Annotated in this window: 19 protein-coding genes; all 19 read right to left on the bottom strand. The window is 37.0% G+C overall.

From position 1 onward, the window contains the following. Window positions 1-384: 384 nt before the first annotated feature. Window positions 385-876 (bottom strand): hypothetical protein, encoded by a 492-nt coding sequence (locus LJD61_RS10975; RefSeq protein WP_255227582.1) that lies wholly within the window; start codon window positions 874-876, stop codon window positions 385-387. Between the two features lie 345 nt (window positions 877-1221). Next, window positions 1222-1563 carry a hypothetical protein gene (locus tag LJD61_RS10970; protein ID WP_255227581.1) on the bottom strand — a complete coding sequence of 114 codons (342 nt, stop codon included), beginning with the start codon at window positions 1561-1563 and terminating at the stop codon, window positions 1222-1224. A gap of 278 nt (window positions 1564-1841) precedes the next feature. Then, complete coding sequence (locus LJD61_RS10965; RefSeq protein WP_255227580.1) at window positions 1842-2264, bottom strand: DUF3788 family protein; 423 nt, start codon at window positions 2262-2264, stop codon at window positions 1842-1844. A 30-nt stretch (window positions 2265-2294) separates the two neighbouring features. Then, window positions 2295-2417, bottom strand: a complete 123-nt coding sequence (locus LJD61_RS10960; RefSeq protein ID WP_255227579.1) for a hypothetical protein — start codon at window positions 2415-2417, stop codon at window positions 2295-2297. Between the two features lie 39 nt (window positions 2418-2456). After that, a complete protein-coding gene (locus LJD61_RS10955; protein ID WP_255227578.1) occupies window positions 2457-3218 on the bottom strand; it encodes a helix-turn-helix domain-containing protein in 762 nt (253 codons plus the stop codon). 447 nt (window positions 3219-3665) lie between these two features. Beyond that, a complete protein-coding gene (locus tag LJD61_RS10950) occupies window positions 3666-4418 on the bottom strand; it encodes a hypothetical protein (protein WP_255227577.1) in 753 nt (250 codons plus the stop codon). A 307-nt stretch (window positions 4419-4725) separates the two neighbouring features. Beyond that, window positions 4726-5220: a hypothetical protein gene (locus LJD61_RS10945; protein WP_255227576.1), complete on the bottom strand. Its 495-nt coding sequence runs from the start codon at window positions 5218-5220 to the stop codon at window positions 4726-4728. 274 nt (window positions 5221-5494) lie between these two features. Then, window positions 5495-6022, bottom strand: coding sequence for a hypothetical protein (locus tag LJD61_RS10940; protein ID WP_255227575.1), 528 nt, complete (start codon window positions 6020-6022; stop codon window positions 5495-5497). Between the two features lie 318 nt (window positions 6023-6340). Then, the gene (locus tag LJD61_RS10935; RefSeq protein WP_255227574.1) at window positions 6341-6619 is read right to left on the bottom strand and encodes a hypothetical protein; all 279 of its coding nucleotides are present in this window, start codon (window positions 6617-6619) and stop codon (window positions 6341-6343) included. A 333-nt stretch (window positions 6620-6952) separates the two neighbouring features. Next, window positions 6953-7393: an LNS2 domain-containing protein gene (locus LJD61_RS10930; RefSeq protein ID WP_255227573.1), complete on the bottom strand. Its 441-nt coding sequence runs from the start codon at window positions 7391-7393 to the stop codon at window positions 6953-6955. A gap of 303 nt (window positions 7394-7696) precedes the next feature. Next, window positions 7697-8587 (bottom strand): methyltransferase domain-containing protein, encoded by an 891-nt coding sequence (locus LJD61_RS10925; RefSeq protein WP_255227572.1) that lies wholly within the window; start codon window positions 8585-8587, stop codon window positions 7697-7699. Between the two features lie 354 nt (window positions 8588-8941). Continuing rightward, complete coding sequence (locus LJD61_RS10920; RefSeq protein ID WP_255227571.1) at window positions 8942-9520, bottom strand: hypothetical protein; 579 nt, start codon at window positions 9518-9520, stop codon at window positions 8942-8944. Between the two features lie 258 nt (window positions 9521-9778). Then, window positions 9779-10852, bottom strand: a complete 1074-nt coding sequence (xerA, locus tag LJD61_RS10915) for a site-specific tyrosine recombinase/integron integrase (protein WP_255227570.1) — start codon at window positions 10850-10852, stop codon at window positions 9779-9781. A gap of 74 nt (window positions 10853-10926) precedes the next feature. Further along, the gene (gene abc-f / locus LJD61_RS10910; protein WP_255227569.1) at window positions 10927-12828 is read right to left on the bottom strand and encodes a ribosomal protection-like ABC-F family protein; all 1902 of its coding nucleotides are present in this window, start codon (window positions 12826-12828) and stop codon (window positions 10927-10929) included. 505 nt (window positions 12829-13333) lie between these two features. After that, a complete protein-coding gene (locus LJD61_RS10905) occupies window positions 13334-15316 on the bottom strand; it encodes an ABC transporter permease (RefSeq protein ID WP_255227568.1) in 1983 nt (660 codons plus the stop codon). Then, complete coding sequence (locus LJD61_RS10900; protein ID WP_255227567.1) at window positions 15303-16070, bottom strand: ABC transporter ATP-binding protein; 768 nt, start codon at window positions 16068-16070, stop codon at window positions 15303-15305. Before LJD61_RS10900 ends, LJD61_RS10905 begins: the two co-directional genes overlap by 14 nt. 111 nt (window positions 16071-16181) lie before the next feature. Further along, the gene (locus tag LJD61_RS10895) at window positions 16182-17243 is read right to left on the bottom strand and encodes a sensor histidine kinase (protein ID WP_255227566.1); all 1062 of its coding nucleotides are present in this window, start codon (window positions 17241-17243) and stop codon (window positions 16182-16184) included. Window positions 17244-17257: 14 nt separating this feature from the next. Then, on the bottom strand, window positions 17258-17962 hold the full coding sequence (locus LJD61_RS10890) for a response regulator transcription factor (RefSeq protein ID WP_255227565.1): 705 nt from the start codon (window positions 17960-17962) through the stop codon (window positions 17258-17260). A 583-nt stretch (window positions 17963-18545) separates the two neighbouring features. Further along, window positions 18546-19730 (bottom strand): tryptophan synthase subunit beta, encoded by a 1185-nt coding sequence (trpB, locus tag LJD61_RS10885; RefSeq protein ID WP_255227564.1) that lies wholly within the window; start codon window positions 19728-19730, stop codon window positions 18546-18548. Window positions 19731-19937: the final 207 nt, after the last annotated feature.

Raw genomic sequence — 19937 nt, 5'->3', positions numbered from 1 at the left:
GCGAATAAATCAATAATTATTGACAAAAAATAAGTTGCATGATAAAATAAAAATAATAAAATATGTAGTTTCATTAGGGAGTGCTAATGAAACTAAGAATTAAAACATTGAGAATCTTGGGGAGTGCCAAGATTCTTTTTCATTGTCAAAAACTCCAATCAAAAATGACCCTTCCCCCTCCATCGCCTTCCCCAGCATGACGTTGAAGCCGAGGGGAATACTAAGGTGGAAAGTGTTGGATAACGTCCCGAGTATTGCCGAAGCGGCCCAACTACATTCATCTTTAAAAAGTTTCGGCAATACTCTGTTAAATGAAGTTGGTCGTCCCCAGACTCAGAAGTCGCCATGGAGGGCGACTCCTTTCACTCTATAGTTACTCTTCTACTATTTCTTATTTTTCACACCTGAGTTTTGAGGGCTTTTCGATTTTGAAAGGATGGCATTTGCACAGAGTTCCGTTAACGGATCTCCAATAGCAGCCTTATAATTAAATCCCAGTAATTGCATCGCTTTTAACGTGTCAACATTAATTAATTCTTTAAATTGTTCATAACTTTCTACCGGAGTAGTAGGAACCATCTTTTTTAATATTTCTAAGACTCTTTCGACTGTATTATGTAGATGCATTATGTCATCATCACTAATTTCGTACCGTTCTAACTCTGTTTTATACACCTGGGCAATTCTGACAGCCTCTTCTCTTTCCGAAAGCAATTCATTAATGATTTCATCATATTTATTCTTGATAATTTCAACGTCTTTTTCCATTTTGATAGACTTTATTTTATTGCTTACTGCAGATACTGTACCTTTAACAGCCAAGTTTGTTAGATTTGCGCCCATCTCAGCCAAGACCTTGATAGTCATTTCATCCATCAATAACTCCTCCTAATAATTAGATTTAAACAAAGTAATATTAAAAGGCTTCTTTCTTATTTCTCAAGCAGGATAAATTCAACTGATTTTATTGGACACCAAACATCCTGTTAAAGTTTTCTCTTTCAGTTGTATTTGTCTGGTTTTTTAAAATGGATATATAGCTTGAAAAATCTTTTCGGATATCTTTTAATAAAATTTTTGGGTTGATTTTGATAGTATCATTCTCAGAAAAATCTATTGGTTGAGGATAGTTATAACTAATAATTACTTGATTACCACTCATACCGTTATGAAATAGTCCACATCTAACTTGTCTATAGAAATCATTTAACTTTGTATTATCTACATTAAGAGAAAAATCCTATCAAGACCTTGTTTAAATACTGCTCCACTATTACCATTACTGGGTTGTCCATTAATGTATTGCTGAACTCCCTCAACGTACGAAACGCTAATCATCAATATAATGAAACCATTATCTTCTCCTCTAAGCAACCTAGATGCCCGATTCAGAAACCATTCTTTTACTTGCCTTTCATAAATCTTAATCTTGTCATCAATAGCATTTGGGTTAAGGTATTCTTCATCCTTTTCATCAAATACTTCTGAAAGCCCATTAGGCTTCATTACTCCTATAATTTTGGGGGCTAAATATATAGGATAACTCCTTAGTCTTTTTGGCATTTACCATTCCTCCCCATATTTATATCCGCGCCAGGATGGCGCGGTCTTTTCGACCAATTTCATTTAACGTCTACGTGTCCCCGACGCCTTTCAAGCCATTCATGAGCTTGAAAGGTGTGTTGTGGCTTCTTCGTAGGCTTACCTCATATAGCCACAACGAAAGGGGACACTTTGTTAGCTGGAGTCCGACACCACTAATGTTTGAATCAGCACTACCAAAAGCGCTTATTAATACACAATATAAGAACATTGTGAAGTAAAAGAACTTCTGATTATGCTCATTTTCTGAATATGCTTACTTTTATATCTAATATTTTTATAATATCCTGTAATTGGTCTTTATCTGTAATACGGTAATTAAGCCATCCTCCATTTCCACATGGATATTTATTATCCCAAACATTTTTGGCATAATCACTTAATTCCCTGTATACAGATTGAATTGCATCATTGGGTACACGAACTAATACCATAAAGGCACTTTTCTCTGCAAAGATATCGCATATAAGACTGTTTTTGCAGCTATATTTCATACTCCACCCATATTTGTTACCGTATGGAAAACGAATACAGCCTTTTATCTCATACTTATCCTTTAGATATTCATCGACAGTCATCCATAACCCACCCACATCACCGCAATAGGATATCATATCAGTAAATGAGGGGCTTATCTGTTTATTTAACATTCTTTCATACAAAAATATACACCTCCAGAGTACCTTTCAAAGCTATTGTTTTTTTATTGGCAGCCAGAATTTATACTCTGCCTGTAATTCCTTAGTATTTTCGGCTAAAAACCATTCTTTTGGAAAAACAACTTCTTCTAAATATTTTCTTTCAGAAAAATCCATAGTATAGCCTTTCATATCTAACATGCACTCATAAATAGTCTAAGAGGATTTTTTCATTGATTCACCAATATCTATGTTTCCATTGTCGTCAAATTCATTTAACACTACATCTCCAACAAGAAATAGCCCCTTAGGGGCATCGCATACTTTTGCTCCCGATATATAATCATTTTGTCCTTCTTCTCCATATAATAGCATCATAGCGACATACTCATGTGGTTCCTCTTCACTGCTCTCTGGATGATGTCCGCAAGGTGCATATCCAATATATCTTCTTGCTTCATAATCATTCAAGTTACTAACTACCCACTTCCGCATTTGATTCCATGCTTCATTTTCAGGTTCCTTACAATTCACTTGAAAGCATACAACCTTTAAATTACTTAACTCTTCAATTTGAACTACTGGTTTTGAACCCATCATCATATTTCCTCCGTTTATTTTAATTTGAAATGAGATTGGATGAAAAACTTTAGAGATTCCAGACTTATGAACGACAGTAGGTGGTGCACCATGAAATGATTGGAAAGCTCTTGTAAACGCCTCTGGTGATTTATACCCATATTTTAGAGCAAGTTCAATTACCTTAATATCAGTATTTTTCAAATCTTCAGCAGCAAGAGACATCTTTCTACATTTAACATAGTCACCTATTGTCATATCTGTCATAAATGTAAACATCCTTTGAAATCGAGTTAAAGAAGAACAAGCAATATGAGCTACTTCACTAAAATCAACTGTTCCTTGCAAATTAAGCTCTATATAATTTAATGCATCATTCATCTGAGTTAACCATTCCATCTCCAATCTCACCTCCAAATAAAAATAACATAATTCCGAAAATATTACCTTGCAATAAAAACACATTACTGCAAGGTTTCCGATGGAAATATTATAAATAATCTCTAGTTTGCACTTTAATACTATTGTGATATTAATTCTTTTTTCATCCTCTAAAATTAGCACTCTCTTCTATAGGATTTCAGCTAACGTCTGGCATCTCCAATGTTGCTGAACCGGACATATGAGGAATACCCCTTGGCGGTGCTCGCACCCGGTGAAGCAATATGGCACGCCTACCTCCGGCTTCAACTCTTCGCGCCCTTGTGGAGATGCTTTGTTATCTTTAGTATGGTGACCCCTTGCTCAGAAGTTGCCATGGAGTGCAACTCCTTAAAAATCTCGCACTACACTTCTTATGAATTGTACGACTTAAATAAAATACAGATTATGCTCATAATCTCATGATTATCGAATGTAATAATGTATATAAGGATTGCTTTCTATTAAAGTTTCACCTGAAATTTCTCCGCCCAAAATATTTATTGCGACACCATACTCTTTATTATTTTTGCTTGCTTTAAATAAATAGAAACCTAAATCATCACGTGTATTGTCCTTTTTTAAAGTTGTTTTATCATCAAAAACAATACTTAAAGCTCTTTCATCATCAATTAAGTCGGCATATGTTACGTCAGCATAACCATTGTTTTCAAGGATTATTTCGGCTCCCTTTACCGTTGTTGTTCTTGTTACAGCATTAAAAATTATCGGAACAACAATCAAAATAACATAAATGGATATTACGAAAGCAGAACGTTCTTTTCGATTGATTTTATTTTTAAGCTTTTCTTGGAATTTAGGAAACCGAGATAATATTACCATAAACAAAGCTATTGCTAAAATATCATAAATTCCTACTATGTAAGGTGATTTAAATAAAGCCCAAACAACAAAGCATACGGCTATAACAATTCCTATCACATCTAAAATGATTTGTAATTGCTTTTTGTTTTTCTTTTCGTTTTCTGTCGATTCTGACAATAAATCAGATAAAGCAATTACAGGCGGAAAGATAACCACATATAACAAAAGAACATCTATTGCTCCTGCATACATTTCATATTTAATGAAATACAATATATAAACAGTAGTAATCCAACCGACAAATACAGTTAAAGCAAATGTATATTTTTTCAAAAAGTTCTTTATATCAGTCATTCTATCTTCACCCCATACATAAACAAAATATAAATAATTCTTATATCGTATCGTTTTATTTTACAATTATGACGTAATATAAACCATCCAAAAAATCTCCCTAACAAATCCGGGCATGGACGCCCGGCATTTCGCCATATTGAAGATAACGTTTTGGCACTCCCGATATGCTTGAGCCCCTTTAGGTGGCAAAAGCATGTGTTGTGGCTTCTTCGAAGGCTTTACCACCTGCAGCCACAACGAATGGGAGTGCCTTGTTAGACGTAGTTTTTAACAATACACCTTGAGTTTTTTAGATAATTTTAAATTATATCTGTTGCTCATATGTATTTTGTTTTTGTAGTACCCATGGCGAATAAGCTAGAATTTCCATTTGAATACATGGTCGTGGAAAATCTTTACTCAATAATGCGCAATCTTCCTGAAAGAAAATTCGGAAATCTTTTCCGATGCAAAACATTCTTTCTTCATTTAAATGACTGACCATAGACTTTTTTGTTTTTGATACAATCTCCCATGCTGATTTACCTTCAATCATTGTGCCACACAAATGATAAAATCCACCATAGAGCAAAATGTTATTATCGGAACAATTCACATATACTTCGGCTGGCTTTTTAATATCTAAGCCTAACTGCTTGAACATTTTGCTAACTTCAGAAGATACTTGCTCGACAGCTAGTTCATAATTCTCACAACCATCACATTGGCAGTCTTCTGTTATGTTTCTTTCATTTTTATAATATCTTTCGTTTTCTTCAACATTAATATCAAGTATGCATTCTCCTAAAGTTATCCTCACTTTTTCCCACCCTTTATGAAAAAAATATATTTTGCGCTTATACCCCTTGCTATTGCATATAAATCTAATTTTCTTACTTTCGAGTTATCACTATCTCAGACTAAATTACGTCTAACGTTTCGCATGACCGACATGCCTGAGCCCTAGATAGCTCTTATCTTGGTGAAGGCATGTATGCTGGCTCTGCTACAAAGCCTGTCCCACCAGCACAAACGGTCATGCTGTGTTAGGCGATGAGCTGCCTTTTATAACATTCTAAAATAATGTTGGATTACTATCCAAATAAGTAAGAATCAATCACTTCCCATGAAATAGCCTCGTTATTCACACTATAACTAAGCAGCATATATCCATTGATGTGCCCATCATCAAAATGTGCATAAACCCATTTATCTGAAAGTACATATACCTTTTCTTTGTTGTAAAAACCCATTTTCCCACCCAATACACCTGCATATGGAATTAATTCATTATGTTTTATGAGGTCATTTATAATATCCTGCACATTACCGTCAAATCCTTGCCGTTTCAAACCATTAATAACATCCGGATTATTTGCCGGAAATGTGCTTATAAGCTGGGAATGTTTCTCTGACTCGGTTATGAGATCTGCAACCTGTGAAGTCAAATTTGCCTCTCTCTGCATCCAGTTTGTTTTCTCAGCTTCGAATTCTAAGACTCTTTGATTAAATAGATTTAAGGTTGTCTGATATTTCGTAATAACAGGTATAGAAATTATTACTATTACGCTCACTAATGAAACCCAGATAATTCTTTCTCTTTTGCCCAAGATACTAGCCATAATGCCCTCCCCTTTATGAAAAATCAGCTTTCTGACCAGAACATTTAGCCTAAAATGACCTTTCGCCTAACGTCTTGATATTCCTGACACCGAGACCCTTAGAGTGACATCTCTTAGGGTCGCAGGTGTGGTGCGGTCGCACTTTAGAGCCTTTCCCTCCGCACCCTTGCAGGAATATTCGTGTTAAGTGCTGTTTGGTGATCTTGACTTCAGAGGTTGGTATGGATGCCAATATGCATCTATCCATGCTAATTTAGCATCACCTATACAACACATAAATTTATAGTAAATTGATATCATTACTGTATGTCTGCTTTATTAGTTCATGATGACATACGTATAAATAATAAATATTAAAAAAATACCAGTACCAATAAAATACAAATAACCTACCCTGTTTTGCTTTGCCATAACTGTTTTCATCCCTGCAAGGATTCCCCAGGTTGAAATTGAAAATATCCATAATCCCCTAAAAAGAGGTTCAAGGTAAGTGTCATCAAATATCTGAGTAAGTACTATGGATAAAATAAGGACTAATTGATTAACCAATAAACCCTTTTTATAAATGGCTGATTCCTGGTTCTCAAAATGAACCACTTTATCATCCCCTAAAAATAATGGACTTTTTAAATAGCCCTATTATATCCAGGCATAGATGCCCGGAATTTCGCCAAATTGTAGATAACGTTGTTGCATGAGCGATACGTCTGAACCTTAGATAACTCCTATCTTGGAGAAGATGTATGTGCTGGCACTGCTTCAAAGCCCGTCCTTCCAGCACGAACGGTCATGCTATGTTAGAGGAAGGATAGTGCCCTGCAGAGCTAAAGGCTGACATCTACAACATGGAGGCCAGCCACTTAAACCTCTATTACACAACATATAAATAATTAGTCCCAAATGACAATGTATAATTTATAGAATTAATATTTATTGTTTCAATAAATATTTTCGAACTGTGTTCCAATCTCCCTCAAACTCTTTCAATATTATACTTATACATCCAATTTCTAAATGCATTTCGTTATCATCCCATCTATCACCTATACCTGCAATAATGTTATATTGTTCTTTTAGCTTTTTAGCAATTTTTAATCTGTCACTTTGATTTTCAGATAAATAAACATTTCCATCTGGAAATCCAGTTTCATTAATCCACTTTTTTGTTATATCTTTGTAACAATTAGGTCGAGCACCGATATATATTATTTTGTACTTTTGAGATAGTTCTTTTAAACATTTAACACTATCTGAAGTAGGTAAATCCTTTAAAATTTGACTTTCACTATAAAAATGAGAAGTTCCAAACAAATGATGGCGATGTCGTGTATCACAAATAGTCCCATCAATGAATATAAGAATAGCATCCATAATTAACCTCCGATAAAATAATGTTCATTATGTTGAGTAAAAAAAGCATAGCCGCCCTTAACAAATCCGGGCGTGGATGCCCGGTCACTGCACTATCTGTACTCTAACGTTTCGCACCTCCAATGTTGCTGAACCGGACATATAAGGAATACCCCCTGCCGGTGCTCGCACCCGGTGAAGCAATATGGCGCGCCTACTTCATGCTCCAGCCATACGCGCCCTTGTGGAGATGCATTGTTCTCTGATGTGGGGAACCTCACATAGCCTTGCTACTAAGGATTATTGCCCCTCTATACTAAAGATTTATTTTATTCCAAAAGATATTAGTGTACATGGTGCTTTAATAATGAATGCATTATCTTTATTATTCATTACATATTCACTAATTTTCTGCTCACTGCTAACATACATTTCAGCCTCCTGGCCATCTAATCCTTTATCCTCTAGATATTTAATATATGCTTTTTTCTCTTCTTCTGATAATTTTTTATTCCATCCCCAAGCTGAAGTAATTGCATCATATTGTTTGGAATGCTCAGATTTATCTCCATAAGGATTTATAAAATATACACTGTCACTCATTCTTACTCTGACATTATGTAATCCGAATTCTTGCATTAGCGAAGGTATTTTTATCCCAAATCTATAATCTCTTCCACCACTATTTAACTCTTTCTTCCACATTTTTTGCATCAAAGGTATCTTACCTAGTTCACTATAATCCAAACCACTAAAATATTGCCCCGCCTTTTCCATTTCCATATCTGTCTCCATACAAATAACCAAACCACCACTTGCAACAGACTGAATCATTTTTTCTAGGATAAACTTTGCATTTGGAATATGCCTTAAAACTGCTTGAGATATTGCAATATCGTACTTTTTATTGGGTATATAGTTATTTAAATCTTCTTTTACAAAAGTTGTTTTATAATCAGAATTTGCAAAAATATTCTTTGCCTCATTTAATAGATTGTCACTTATATCAATACCTGTATATGTACTTCCTTTGGGCAAAATCGGTAATAATATTAATCCAACATATCCAAAACCACAGCCAAAATCAATTATATTTACTGGCTTGTGAATTTTCCAAACCTTTTCTACCAAAAACTCAATATAATCCACATTGAACCAACCTGTGCGTATAGCTTTTAGCCACTCTACTTTATTATCCCAATATTTTGCATTCATGACAACCATCCTTTGCCTAATATATTCTTCGAAGCCAAACTTATATACCCGTCCCTAGACACTCCGTTCTTTGCTCTCCATGTCAAAGAACGGTCTGCATCTGCGACGTCCGAGCCACTTAGTGACACTTCGACTTAGTGGCTCGGATGTGGGTGCGCCTTCTTCATGCTCGTACAGCATAACCTTTCTACATGCTTCTGCTTTACGCACCCCTTGCGCAGATGTCTTGTTAGGCGACGGACCATGACCCCTTGCTTGGAGCTCAACACGGATGTCGAGCCCTTTTATCACACAGAAAATATAAGGAATGCAAAGTAAAATAACTTCTAACTATGCTTATTGGTGGAAGCTGTATCAATTAAATTCAAAAACAAATTCACATGGTTTTTCACCTCGGCTGTTAATCGGAGACGAAATAATTTCCTTTGTTTTCAGTTTAACATCTAACATTAATTGTAAATGGCGGCGAAATGACCCCGCACAACATAAACAGTATGATAAAGGCATGTCACGGTCAACAGAATTGCTTTTTGATAGAGCAAGATCTGAAACTTTCACATCTTTACAAACGGTGGCTGAGCAAACGCACGAATACTTATCATTGTTTTTATAAACCAGTACCGCAGTCAATGTACCGTCATTATTTAAGGCGATACTTTCGGAAAGAAAAATCTTACTATTGAGATAGAGTATTTTCCCATTTATGGATTTGCCGGTCAATTCTTTACCAATTTTTCCACATTTTTTCAGATATTCTCTGCCGCCCAGACAGGCACAAGAATCCAAACTTTCATACATTATAATAGAATCAAGTAAAGTTTCCATCCGTGTAATGACTTCTACTAAATCCCCGTTTCCTATAATTTCCTTTATAAGTTTTTTGTCAATCTTATTTTGCTCTAATCGCTTTTTAATTCCATAAACTCTTGCCACTTTATTTGCCTCCCCTGCATTACATAAATAATCTTTAATCCCCATTTTCTAACAAATATGCATTGATTTAACTCCAACGTCTTACCCTAATAAATCCGGGTATGGACGCCCGACCTCCTCATGGTATGTCGCTTAACTATGGTATACCCGACATATGTCGTCTAATATTTCATATTGTAGGTATTACCGACTGTCGCTAATACCTACAATATGGGATGTTTTGCGACCTATGTCGCTAATCCCCCCTATAGACTAATTTCATTTATCTTTTCTAGCTATTACATCAAGCGGACTTACAATGTTTTGTATACTTTTTTGAGTTACATGAGTATAAATTTCTGTCGTCTTAGAACTAGCATGTCCTAATAGTTCCTGTATATATCTTAAGTCAATCCCTCCCTCTAATAAATGCGTTGCAAAAGAATGCCGCAAGCTATGAACCGATACTTTTTTCTTCACTCCTGCTTTAGCCCTGGCATTTTCGAATATTCTTTGTACTGTCCTTTCGGTAATAAATTCTTTATTGTTTTGTCCAGGGAATAGCCATGTCTCCGATTTATATTCTTTTGCATAATTTCTCAATTCAGTCAAAGCAATCTCTGATAATGTTGTATATCTATCCTTCTTACCTTTACCTTGTACAATATGGATCAACATCCTATCAGGATCAATATCTGTGATTTTTAACCTAACTACTTCTCCAACTCTTAATCCTGCAGAATATACCATAAACAATATTGCTCTATGCTTCTTGTTATCTAGTGCATTTAATATATTAAGAACTTCATCTTTACTAAGCACTTCAGGTAGCTTTCTTTCCTTTTTCGGTCTTTTTATCATAATATCCATGTCATCATTATTCACATTTTTTAATGTAAATTTTATTGCGCTAACTGCCTGATTTACATATGAATGAGAGCCATTCTTAGTTTCAAGCAAATCCAATAAATATTTCTCAATCAATTCCTTTTTTAAAGGATATTCTTCATTCCGATTATGCTCCAGAAATCTTCTTATATGCCCTATATATGATTTAATTGTTTTTTGGCTGAAACCCCTTAGCTTTAATTCTCTATCCAACTTTTCGATTAGGATATCTTCATTTGGCTTATATACTGAAGCAGTCTGCTCTCTGTAATCTATAAATTCAAAATGTGAAAACAGTTTCCTTATTTTATCTATAGTATTTTTATTATCAGGCAAAATCCATTTTTTAATGTCTGCATCCCATTTTCTCCCTGGTATGGTCTTAATTTTATTTATTTTTTCTTCATCGTAGTCAAAGGATAATAGCAAATGCCCTGGTTGTCCTTTCTCCAGCTTTATAGACATATGCTTCACTTCCAATCTTCTCCCTATATATCTAAATCCTACCATACAAATTTGGTTTTTTCTACATATTATTACTAATAATGTGATTGATGTGTTTCACTTAATAAAACCCATTCTTCATAAAGCTTTTCAATCTCTGTCTCAATTTTCACCTTTTTCTTATATAAAGAATCTAAGGCTTCATAATCTTCACCGCAGTTCTCCATGCTGCAATTGATATCCGTGAGATTTGCTTCAAGGCTGTCTATTAAAGCCTCCAGTTCTATGCGTTTTTCCTCCGATTCCTTTGCTTTTTTATCAACAGTCTCTATCTTTTCACGTTGTCTTTTTTCTGTCTTTACCCGAGTTTCCTCCTTATTTTCTTGCTGACTAAAGGTTTTCTTTTCTTTGTAATATTCATAGTCCCCATAGAAGTCGGTTATTTTCCCATCTGAAATCTCTGAAATCCTGCTTCCGAATTTATTTATAAAATACCTGTCATGGGATACGAATACCAGAGTGCCCATAAAGTCTTCCAGTGCACTTTCCAGCCACTCTCTCGAATCTATATCCAGATGGTTTGTCGGCTCATCCAGAATGAGGAGATTCACATCCTTCTGCATCATAATGCAAAGCCTTAGCCTGCTTTTTTCCCCTCCGGACAGATTCTCAACAATCTTTTGGACCTCCTCCTGCTTGAACTTATATTTAGCGAGAAGGCTTCTTGCCTGGCCTTCCTGGAGATTTAACGCTTGTATCACCGTCTCCAGAATGGTCAGCCTGGGATTTTCGAAGGTTACAATCTGAGGGAGGTATGCATACCTGACGCTATCTCCCATCCTGGCTATACCTTCATCAGCCTCTGCCTCTCCTGTTATAATCTTTATAAGCGTTGACTTGCCTGAGCCATTGTCTCCCAGCACAGCTATCCTTTCATTTTTCTGCACGAGGAAATCCAGTCCGTCTAATACCTTTTTGTCTCCATAATTTTTGCATAAGCCCTTTGCATAGACCATGTCCTTGCCTGAAAAGCCATACTCCTGGAATCCCGTATTCATATTTCCTTCAATCACTGGTTTATCAGTCTTATCCATCCGTTCTATCCTTTTTTCTATGCTGAAGGCTCTTTTATGCATAGCCTCATTGTCGGCTCTTTTTGCCCACTCGTGCATTCTCTTAGCCGCTTCCTCAAGCTGCTTTATCTTTTTTTGCTCCTGATTGTATTTTGCCAATTGACTTTCATATCGCTCCTGCCTTTCCCTGATGTAATAAGAATAGTTGCCTTCATAAATCTCCGCTTTCCCATCCACTATTTCTACTATTCTGTTTACAACTTTATCCAGAAAGTATCTGTCGTGGGAAATGATGATAGAGGTACCTTTATACTCTTTTAAGAACCCTTCCAGCCATTCTATGGAGCTCAGGTCAAGGTGATTGGTGGGCTCATCCAGCAAAAGTATATCGGGGTTCTCCAGCATGAGCTTTCCCAGCATGACCCGGGTCTTCTCCCCGCCGCTCAGCATATTGAATTCCTTTTCTGCCATATCCTTATCAATCTTTAATCCTATGCAAATGCGATTTATATTTTCTTCTATTGAATATCCGTTTTGGGCTTCAAAAAGCTGCTGCAAGCTGCCATATTTTTTCAATATCTCATCCGATGCCTGCCTTTCCATAAGCTTTTCCAGTTCCCTCATCTGACTGTGGACTTCCAATACATCCTGGAAAGCCGAATACAATACATCATAGGCTGTAAAGTCTGCCGGAAACTCCGGTATCTGATGAAGCAACCCTACAACGGCAGCTTTTCTCATCATCTTGTTCCCCTTATCCAAATTTTCAATCCCGGCCAATACTTTAAAGAGCGTGGTCTTGCCTGCTCCGTTTTTGCCTAATAGGCCTACTCTGTCCCCTTGATTCACTTCGAAGCTTACCCCTTTTAATACATGGTTTGCGCCGTAATACTTTTCTATATCCTGCAAAGCAATTTCTATCATGATCACATTCTCCCTTCAACCCGGGCAATTTTAAAGACCTGAGCAAGTATAGATACCGCCCAGGTCTTTGAACACTCAATATTTGCAATAAGAAAACCTTTCTTGATTTCTTATGAGTTATAACAAAACCCGGGCAAGAAATCATACCCGGGTATACTTTTATAATAATATCTAAAATGATGATTCGCTTGCTCAGTTAACATAATATATAATTTTGGACAGACTACCCCCTTGTGCGTTCTTATTTGCTGTAATATGAGAGATATAATTAGCAATTCTGTCTAAAATTGTGTTAACCGAGACCATTGTATTCATCATTTCACCTCCTTTTAATCTATTATTGATTTTAACAGAATCAGAAATAAATTACAATCATATTTTTGAACGAGACTTCATTCAGTGGGGTTTCAACTCCGCTGAATGTTAGTCGAGTCCATGCTGGACTTAGCCGCCCTTTGAAACCGCCGCCTATAGAGGCGGGAACTTAGGGCGGGTTAGTTCAGTGTTAAATCTCGAAATTCTTTATCTGTCTTGTGTACATGGTCTTTGCAAATATATAGTAAAAGCTTTGGAATACGAGATATATAGCTGCTACAGTAAGGAAATATACAGTGATGTTATTTGAAAGCAGATTGCTCAAAGCAATTATCGCAAATGTAGCATGACTGAAGGTCACTATAAAGGGCAAGAAGAATACTATAAAGGATTGAGCAGATACTATTTTCTTCATTTCGCCTTCTGTCATCCCCATTTTCTTTAGAGATATAAATTCCTGCCTGTCTTTTTTGATTTCATTGAACATCTTGAAGTATATGATGCTGCCCGTAGCTATGAAGAACAATATTGATACGAATGTTCCGATAAATAGGAACAGTGACATGGTCTGAAATACATCAATAAAGCTTGTTATTTTTTCTGTGAAAAAGATGTTCTCATTCTGAGGAACAGAGGACGCTATTTCATTTACTGCATTAGCTGATTTTTCCCAGTCTCTGATATTATATCCATGGTACATAAGCTGCTCTTCCTTTGGTGTGTCATCTTTATAGCTTTTGAAATCACTGTCGCTCACTACAGCTACATTGGTTTTGTTTCGGCCGACGTTAATAACTCCTCCAATCATCTCACCTGCAAGCTTTAATTTATTAGGCTTTCCGTTTATGACTAAGGTCAAAAATTTATTATCCTCAAATATCTTTTCATCTTTTGCCCCCATAATTATTATTTCATAAGAATTGACATAAACTTCGCCTTCAGTCAAGGTGACCTTTTCTTTTTTAAACTGATCCGCCAGATTGTTATAATCCGAGTTAGACATTATATAAAAATCCTCTGTATTCGGATTGCGATGTGGATTTTTTGCCTTTTTGATATCATAGTTAACGGGTTTATCCGGATTTTTTGCTTTCAACAAGACAAGCTGGTTTTTATTACTTAATTCGTGTCCATATTTTTTTAAGACTTTTTCTGTTTTCTCTAATATTGACATATCATTTAATCCGGCACCTATTTCCACAAAACTAATATCATTTGGATCGCTTAACTGCACTTTCCCTTTTATGCTTTGCTGGATAGAATACACACTGGCAGAGGCCGTTAACGTAATTGCTCCCAGTATTGCTACAATAAAAAGCACCTTTGCGTTGTCCTTCAGCTTATATATTATCTGGGACAGGGTGATCATATTTGTGCCGTTGTAAAATACCCTTTTGTTTTTCTTGATTTTACTAGTTATGAAAACGCTGAATTGCGAGAATAAAAAGTAGGTGCCTGTTACTGTAAAGAACAAAACAGGAAACATTGTGAGAATTATCATCACACCTGAAACCACTGCCATTCCATAGCCTATGGCAATAAATAGGACAGCCATGACTGTTTTAGGCACCGAAAACTTAGGCACATCCTGGGCTACTCTGGCCCCCCTTAATAATTCCGCTATGTTATTGTTCTTGATCCTGAAAGTGGTAACATAGTTTATTCCCTGAAACAATGCAATAAAGCTCAGTGCAGTAATAATCACTGCTTTTAATGATATCAGAAATGGCACCTCTATATCTAAGGCCATAATAACCGTTATTGCCATAAAGAACAGCTTTGAGAAAAGCGCCCCCAGCAGAAGCCCTGTGATTATAGATATAAAGGAAACAAACAAGTTCTCATAATTAACATAGCTTCTTATCTCCGATTTAGTCAGGCCAAACATGGATAGAAGCCCAAATTCTTTTTCTCTGGATTTAAGAAAATTTGAAATTGAGTAAAAGGTAAATAGAAAAGTAAATACCAATATGAGAAATTCACATACTATCATAGTGTTGGCGGTCAGTACACCTTTAGTTCCTAATGTTTTGACATTGGATACCGTAGGATTGAATATGAAGTTTGCAAATATGAAGAATACCATGACCACAAGGGTATTGCTGAGATAATACATCACATATCTGTTGAAGTTCCCCTTAATATTTTTATAGGCTATATCACGCAATGTCATTGTAATTACCCCCCAGCAGAGAAAGAGAATCTAATATTTCCTGGAAAAATGCCTGCCTGTTGCTGCCCTTTACTATCTCCAGGAAAAACTGGCCATCCTTTATCATCACTATCCTATGGCAAAAGCTTGCTGCAAAGGGATCATGAGTGACCATCATTATGGTGGCATTTTTCTCTTCATTCAAGGTCTTTATGGATTCCATCACTTCCTGGGAAGATTTTGAGTCCAGATTTCCCGTAGGCTCATCCGCGAGGATTATAGATGGATTGTGTATAAGAGCTCTGGCGCAGGCAGCCCTTTGCTGCTGTCCACCGGATACCTCATAGGTTCTTTTGTCAAGTATATCCGGTATGTTTAAAAGCCCTGCTATGTCATTCACCTTCTCATTGATTGCCTTGGGCTCCATCTTCTCCAATACCAAAGGCAGTATTATATTTTCCTTTATAGACAGGGTATCCAGGAGGTTGTAGTCCTGGAATATAAAGCCCAACTCTTTCCTTCTGAACAAGGCTGTATGTTTTTCATCTAATTTTGCAGGGTTGGTGCCGTTTATATAAAGCTCTCCCGAAGAAGGGGTGTCTATAGTAGCCAATATATTTAAAAGGGTAGTTTTTCCGCTTCCCGAAGGGCCCATAACTCCCACGAATTCTCCATTTTCTATGCTGATGCTGAATTTATCTAAAGCCTTTACCCTCAAGCCTCCTTTTTTATTTCCATATATCTTGGTTATGTTTTCAGCTTTTAGTACTGACATCTTATTACCTCCGTTTATCTATTGCTTTATCCCATGGGTTATTTACATACTTATTATAAATATAAAAAGGAAATCTTAGTATCGATTTCCCTTTCGTTATAATGATGTCCCTTACAATTTTGAAAGGTTAAATATGCTTTTCCCCTTATAAAATGCAATGAAGAACTTCGTCCCTTTTCCTTCCTCAGACTCAAACGATAGACCATGTCCCAGCTCATCACATATCCTTTTAGACAGATACATTCCCATTCCTGTTGATTCCGATGTTTTTCTCCCGTTTTTTCCGGTAAAAAATGCATTAAACACTCTGTTCCTATCCTCTTTCGGTATTCCTATGCCCTGGTCCCCGATAGACAAAACCAGCCTTGACCCTTCGTCGTTCACTTCAAAGGTTATATATTTTTCTTCTGATGACACATCCTTTGAATACTTTATTGCATTGATCAGTATCTGATTGATCACAAATGCTATCCACTTGCTATCCGTTTCCACCGTCATAGCTTCCCGGCATATGATCTTGGGATATATGGAGTATCTTATAAGGGCTTTTTTATTATCATTTACAACCGTTCTTATAACTGATAGCAAGTCTACTTTTTCCACTTTAAAATCCAGGTTGAATTGACTTAGCCTGGCATTGCAAAGCATCATGTCCAGCCCATGGGTTATCTTTTCATTTTCTTCGTATATGCTCTCCAGAGTCTCCTTGAAATTTTCCTTATCCTTATCCTGAAGCAAAAGATTGATCACTGATACAGGAGTCTTCATCTGATGCACCCACTGATTGATGAAATAAATATATTGTTTCTGGTTCTCTTCATATTTAGAAAGCTTGTCGGTATATGATTTATAGGATTCCTTCAAAATTTTACTATACATTAACTGCTCTTGAGTCCTGACTTCTGCTATGCTTAAGATGCTGTTCAAATCTCCTTCCGAGTCGGCTGCCTTGCGCAGATAGCTATAGAAAGGCTTCATTTTGATATAGTCGTATGTCATGAAGAGCAGATATAGTGCAGATGATATTAAAAATGAATAAAATATATTTTCTTTTGAAACCCTTTTTTCATTGATGATCAAGGTTAAATTCATGATAAGAATTATCAGCAATGCATTTATAAAAAAAACTGCTGTATAGCCGATTCTGTCCTTAACATGCTTTCTGAAATTCATCGAATACAGCTCCTCTATCCTAAGGTTTTGCCCCAGTTATTGACCAATCTATAGCCTTGCCCCCGCTTAGTTTCTATAGCATCCGCTATTCCTATTTCCTCAAGCCTCTTCCTCAGCCTGGTGATATTCACCGATAAGGTGTTATCATCTACAAAATCTATATCATTCCATAATATTTCCAGGAGCTCTTCTCTTGAGACTATCTGATCCACATTTTTGAGGAGAGAGTATAGCAGCAGGAATTCTTTGCTGCTGAGCTCGACCTTTCTATTATTGTATTCTATAACATTTTGATGGATATGCATGTACAGGCCGTCCACTTCAAAAACCTCGGCATGAGTGCTTTCAGAATACTCTCCATATACTCTTCTGATGACTCCCTTTATCTTCACTATGAGGAGATCGTAAGAAAAAGGCTTGGTGATATAATCATCTCCGCCATTTTCTATAGCCATCACCTGATCCATATCCGAGCCTCTTGCAGAGATGAATATTATGGGTACCTTTGATACAGTCCTTATGTCTCTACACCAGTAGAAGCCATCATAGTACGGCAGGTTGATATCCATAAGGACCAGATTAGGGCTGTTTTTAATAAATTCCTTTTTTATGTTTGAAAAGTCTTCTACAGTGCAGGTCTGATAGCCATACTTCTCTAGATGGCTCCTGACCAGCTCCTGAAGCTTCTTATCGTCTTCAATTATCATTATCTTGTACATAGCGGCACCTCGATATGCTTTTCTTTGGATTATATATCAACTTTATCATATGCGCCTATTTGCTTCAAATATATTTGTTGTGTATAGAACTCAGGATTTAGAGCTCAGAACTCAGGAGTGTTAGGGTATTCCTTAAGAGTCGTGAAGGACGGGGAACACGGAAAGGCACGGAATTTTTTTATTGCCGCTAGCCACTGGCCTCTGGCCTCTGGCTTTGGGCATGGCTCTTAGGTCAAAGGCACTTCCAGAGCTTGACCTCATAAAAAATCTAAAATAGAGACTATTACATGAAAAATTAATATATCTAAGCAGGAACTTAGCGGAGAACCTTAGAGTAAGTTAGCAGCTTTGATTCCTGCGTGATATATAATTCTCCAAGCACTCTATTTTAGACGAGTTATCAAAATCAATGCCTTTGTGAACTACACATATGCTTATTCTTTAGACACTGTAGCGTCCCCCTATACTATGTGTTGCGTTGCCTTTGGTATTTCTCCCCATGGTATAAGATCCTTCGGACAAGTCCTCAGGATGACATCTTACCGTGCTAATCCGTGGATTTCTCCGTGTTAATCCGTGTTCCTCAAATCGCCCTAGAAGTTCCAGTGAAATACTCGTAGGCTGTGTTTACATCTTTATCTCCGCGGCCGGAAAGATTTATGAGAACAATCTCTTCTTTTTTCATCTTCGGCGCTGCCATAGCTGCATATCCCAGGGCATGAGAGCTCTCTATAGCAGGTATTATGCCCTCTGTCCTGGAAAGTAGCCTGAAGCCTTCCATGGCTTCATCATCCGTAACGGATACATAATTTACCCTTCCGATATCTTTGAGGTAAGCATGCTCAGGGCCCACACCCGGATAGTCAAGGCCTGCCGATATTGAATAAGCCGGTTTTATATTGCCCTTATCATCAGCCATCATATAGGTTTTCATGCCGTGGATCACCCCTACCTTCCCGCCTTCAAAGGCAGAAGCATGCAATCCTGTTTTTATTCCCTTGCCTGCAGCCTCTACTCCTATGATCTTTACATCATCATCTTTCAAAAAATCATAGAATAGCCCTATGGCGTTGCTTCCTCCTCCAACACAGCCTATGAGATAATCCGGCAGTCTTCCTTCCGCTTCCAGTATTTGAACCTTTGCCTCTTCACCTATTATTTTCTGGAACTCCCTTACCATCAAAGGATAAGGATGGGGGCCTACCGCAGAGCCTACAACATAGAAGGTATCCCCTGCCCTTCTCACATATTCATTAAATGCCTCATCCACTGCATCCTTCAAAGTTGCGGTCCCCGAAGCAACTCCCTGTACTTCTGCGCCCAGCATCCTCATTCTGAACACATTCAGCTCCTGTCTTCTCATATCCTCTTCACCCATGAATACGGTGCATTCCATACCGAAAAGAGCTGCACCGGTTGCAGTTGCAACGCCATGCTGTCCTGCGCCGGTTTCGGCTATTACCCGCTTCTTTCCCATATGCTTTGCCAGAAGTATCTGGCCTATGACATTGTTTATCTTATGGGCACCGGTGTGATTCAGATCCTCTCTCTTGAGATATATTTTAGCTCCTCCCAGATGCTTTGTAAGCCTTTCGGCATAGTAGAGCAGTGAAGGTCTTCCCACATACTCCTTCATATATTTTTTATATTCATTTTTAAATTCTTCACCATAGCAATAGCCTTGAAAAGCTTCCTCCAGCTCTGTAAGAGGCTTTACCAACGCCTCGGGCACATATTGTCCTCCAAAGTTACCAAAGTTTTTATTCATTTTATTTTCCTCCCAACAAATTTTATATTCTTTATATATTTCTATCGCCTTTCATTTTTTACGCCAAAGCATGATGCCACCTCCTTAAATGCAATAACAAAGGCCTGATTTCATCCTAACATGGGACGAAAACAGGCCTATTTCGCGGTGCCACCCAATTTAGATCGAAGTAAATAAAAAAGCATTTCGCCTGTATCAGGACGAAAT

Origin of the sequence: Lutispora saccharofermentans (genome assembly GCF_024363565.1) — a bacterium.
GTDB lineage: Bacteria > Bacillota > Clostridia > Lutisporales > Lutisporaceae > Lutispora > Lutispora saccharofermentans.
This window is presented reverse-complemented; position numbering and strand designations above follow the sequence as displayed.